Origin of the sequence: Pseudomonas sp. CM27 (genome assembly GCF_013179515.1) — a bacterium.
Lineage (GTDB): Bacteria > Pseudomonadota > Gammaproteobacteria > Pseudomonadales > Pseudomonadaceae > Aquipseudomonas.
The window spans coordinates 1-4,002 of record NZ_JABMCN010000360.1; the positions used below are offsets into that span (position 1 = coordinate 1).

The window sequence follows — 4,002 nt, forward strand, 5'->3', positions numbered from 1 at the left end:
GGTGCCATTTGCGTTCCCGGGTACGGTCGGAATGCAGGCCCCACACCAGCATGCCGATAATGGTGCATACCTGTGGAATCATCGCCAGCAAGCCAATGGTGCTGTTACTGCTGCCGGCGGCACTGATGCTCTTGATGATCAACGGCGTCCACACGGCGATCATCGCCAGGGTGTTGACCAGGCAGAAATACACCAGGCTGAACATCAGTACCGTGGGCGAGAGCATTTCGCGCAGCAGGCTGGGGCCCTTGTCTTCGGGGGTGGGGGTGGCTGCCGGGGTGTCTGCGGCCAGGGCGTGCTGCAAATGCTGCTTTTCCTGTGCATTCAACCAGTGGGCCTGTTGCGGCTTGTCGTTCAGGTAGTAGAACACCACCAGACCCATGATCACCGATGGCATGCCTTCGAGCAGGAACAGCCACTGCCAGCCGTGCAACCCCCATGTGCCGTCCAGGCCAAGAATCAGGCCGGAAAGCGCCGAGCCGAAGCCTGCCGTGAATGGCATGGCGATCATGAACAGGGCATTGGCCCGTGCCCGATAGGCCGCCGGGAACCAGAACGTCAGGTACAGCAGCACGCCAGGTAGAAAACCGGCTTCGGTAATGCCGACCAGGATTCGCAGCAAGTACAGGCTGTGCGCATCGGTCGCGAACAGTGTCGCCGTGGAGGCGAGCCCCCAGGCGATCATCAGGCTGCCGATCCATTTGCGCGCGCCGACCTTGGCCAGCGCCATGTTGCTGGGGATACCACAGGCGATGTAGGCGATATAGAACAGCGTGGTGGCCATGCCGAACTGGGTACTGCTCAGCCCCAGGTCGCCCATCATGGTCAGGCCGGCAAAGCCGATGTTGATACGGTCGAGAAACGACAGCACAAAGCAGGCGAACAAAAAGCCGAGCAAGCGCCTTGAAACCTTGCGCATTACCGCTTGCTGCGGGTTGCCGGTGGTTGTTGCGGTGGTAATGGGGGCTGTGGTGTGGTGCATCTGGGCGCCTGATTATTATTGGTTTGAGCGGCACCGGCCGCTGTGCCGGCGCGCAAGGCAAGGGCTGCGCCGGTGCTTGTGCAGCCGCAGGTTCTACAGGTCCTGCAGGGCGGATCGGGTCAGTTCGGTGAAGGTCTGGGCATCGCCGATAGCCTGGGCACCGAGCAAGGCCAGCTTGGTCAGAAACAGCTCGGCCTTGGCCGGTGTGGCCTGGTCCAGGGCTTCGGCCAGTACGTCGTAAACCACTTCCAGGTCTGTTGCGCTAAGGGTATTCATTGCGGTTGCTCTCAGTGTTTGCCCAGGGCGGTGTCGATGGCGAGGTGCAGTTTTTCGGCAGACAGTTGCTGCCAGCGGGCGCAGATGTGCTGGTCCGGCCGCACCAGGTAGGCGCCGCCACGGGTGATGCCGTACTTGCTGGCGATATGGCCCGTCGGGTCGTCGATCAGCTGGTCGGCGCCGGTGATGGCAGGCTGCGCGCTTTGCGCAATCACGATGATCTGCAAGGGCACGCCGCTGTCGCGAATGGCAGTCGCCTGCGCGCGCACATCGCTGGGGATACAGTCACTGTCGGTGAAGCAGAGCAGGTGGAAACACGCACCAAGGCGGTCGAACAGGTAGTCGTTTTCGGCCAGCTTGATGTTCAGCATCGGCGCACCGTTGCGCGGCCCAGCACTGAACAGGTCGTTGTCGTCAGTTGCACAATTGAGCACCGAATCGGCGTAATCGTGCGGCCGCGAGGTGCGCCAGTGGTACAGCGGGCGGACGAATGCCTGGGTCAGGGACAACGACAGCACTGCATCACGTACAAGCCGGTAACCAGCGCTGGGCGGGGCCATGAACCGGGTGCTCTTGCCGGCCTCGCTGATGATTTCCCGCGCGGCACTGACCCGCTCGGTGGAATAGGAAGGCAGCAGCCTCGGGCCTGCCAGCCCTTTGAGGGTGAACGCCAGTTTCCATACCAGGCTGTGGCAATCCTGGAAGCCGGTGTTGGCGCCACGCACCCCGAAAATCGGCAACAGGTGGGCTGCGTCCCCTGCGAATATCACGCGTTTGTGCAGATAATCCGGCAGCGTCAGGGCACGCGCCGAATACACCGAACTCCAGTCCATCTCCCACTCAGGGGCTTTGACGCCGAGCATCTCCAGTTGAGCGTTGATGCGCCGGCGCAAGGACTCAGGTTGCAGCGCCTGCTCCGGGGTCTCGTTTTCCGGCAGCTGGTAGTCGATGCGCCAGATATTGCCCGGCTCGCGATGCATCAACACCGTGTTGCCCGGGTTCCAGGCGGGATCGAAGTAGGCCAGCCGCTCGGTGGGCAGGTCCAGGTCGATCTTGATATCAGCGATCACGAACCGCCCTTCGTAGGCGGTGCCTTCCAGTTTCAGGCCGAGCAAGGTGCGGATCGCCGAGCGGGCGCCGTCAGCCGCCACCACCCAGTCGGCGTCCAGTTCATAGCTGCCGGCAGGGGTATCGATGCTCAGGCGGGCGAAGCCGTCATGCTGCGCCAGGCCGGTCACGTGGTTGCCCCAGCGGATGTCCACCAGCGGGTTGGCCTCGGCAGCCTCTGCCAGTAACTGCTCCAGGCAGGGCTGCTGCAGGTTGGTCATGGGTGCATGGCGGTCGTCCGGGTCGTGCGGGGTTTCCATGCGGAACACCAGCTGGTTGCGGTAGAACGAATTGCCGCAGCTCCATGGCAGGCCCAGCGCGCAGACCCGCTCGGCCACGCCCACTTGTTGCAGGATTTCCATCGAGCGGCGGGTGAACACGATTGCCCGGCTGCCTTCGCTGAGCTGCCGCTCAGACGCCAGCACCACACAGGCGATGCCATGGCGGGCCAGGTCCAGGGCGGTGGTCAGGCCGATCGGGCCGGCGCCGACCACCACCACCGGTTTGCGGTCAGGGTGCGCGGCGCCGACGCTGGCGGTGTGGGCAGGGAACACGTGATAGTCGAAATACAGGGAGCGCCGCGGCTCGCTTTGGGGCTGATGCATGGCAATGCACGTCCTTATTCTTGTATGAGCTCAGGGCTCTTCAGGTGTGCAAATGACTGTACGTGAGGCGGCGGCGGGCGATGTCCCCTGCAGGGGACAATTGCAGTGGATGGCCACGATTATCGCAGTGCTATAGCGTGCGCAGCATCTCCCAGAACGATGCCCCTACGCCCATGATGCTTTCACCGGCAATCAACCCGGCTGCCGCCGTGATCGCGAAGCGCTCGGTGATGCTCGGCCAGCGGCGACTGACCAGCCAGGTCAGCACCGCGCCAAGGCCCATCATCATGGCGATCGATGCCGGTAGAATGAATGCCAGCCCCAGCGCCGCGGTGCTCGGCAGCCAGCGCGCCACACGCTGCGGCAGCAGGCTGTCCAGTGCGCCCAGCAGCACGCCGGCCCCACTACCGGCCACGATCGCCCAACGCACCTCCGGCGGCAGCGCACCCAGGCCCTGGGTCAGGGTCTGGGCCACCGCTTTCCAGGTCGCCACGGCCGGGGCCGGCCACTGTTCGGTGAGCAGCATGGCCTGCGGATCAGGTATCAGCATCAGGTACACCAGCACGCCGACCACGCTGCCGATGAAAATTCCGATGCACTGCGCAATCAGCTGCTTGTGCGGGGTGGCGCCGATCGCCAGGCCAACCTTGAAGTCGTTCATCAGGTCGGTCGATTGCCCGGCCGCGCCGCCCGCCGTGTTGGCGCTCATGAGGTTGATCGCCACCTGGCCCGGGGCGACCAGACCGAAGCTGAGCTGCGACAGCTTGCCAATGGCGCCAATGGGCGCGATACCAGTGGCGCCGACCACGCGCGCGGCGACCACGGCCAGGCATACCGCCAACGGGATGCTCAACAGCGCCATCCACCAGTCGATCCCGAACAGCAGCGCCTGCAGGGTCACGACCAGCGCGATGGACAGCAGCAGGCCCGACGCAGCCGCCGGGGCAAAACGCAGCCTGGCGCGCGGCGGCCGGGCGGTCAGTGCATCAGCGGGTGATCGCCGCCGCACGTGCACCAGGCGAACAGCCAATG

4 protein-coding genes are annotated in these 4,002 nt (G+C 64.4%); all 4 read right to left on the reverse strand.

Annotated elements, in window-relative coordinates:
* The coding region (locus tag HP547_RS27605; protein WP_256676463.1) for an MFS transporter at nucleotides 1-982 on the reverse strand (982 nt) is incomplete at its 3' end.
* Between the two features lie 93 nt (nucleotides 983-1,075).
* On the reverse strand, nucleotides 1,076-1,258 hold the full coding sequence (locus tag HP547_RS27610; RefSeq protein WP_172219153.1) for a DUF2783 domain-containing protein: 183 nt from the start codon (nucleotides 1,256-1,258) through the stop codon (nucleotides 1,076-1,078).
* A gap of 11 nt (nucleotides 1,259-1,269) precedes the next feature.
* The gene (locus tag HP547_RS27615; RefSeq protein WP_172288614.1) at nucleotides 1,270-2,970 is read right to left on the reverse strand and encodes an FAD-dependent monooxygenase; all 1,701 of its coding nucleotides are present in this window, start codon (nucleotides 2,968-2,970) and stop codon (nucleotides 1,270-1,272) included.
* A gap of 130 nt (nucleotides 2,971-3,100) precedes the next feature.
* A partial coding sequence (locus tag HP547_RS27620) for an OPT/YSL family transporter (protein ID WP_172288616.1) occupies nucleotides 3,101-4,002 on the reverse strand: 902 nt, incomplete at its 5' end.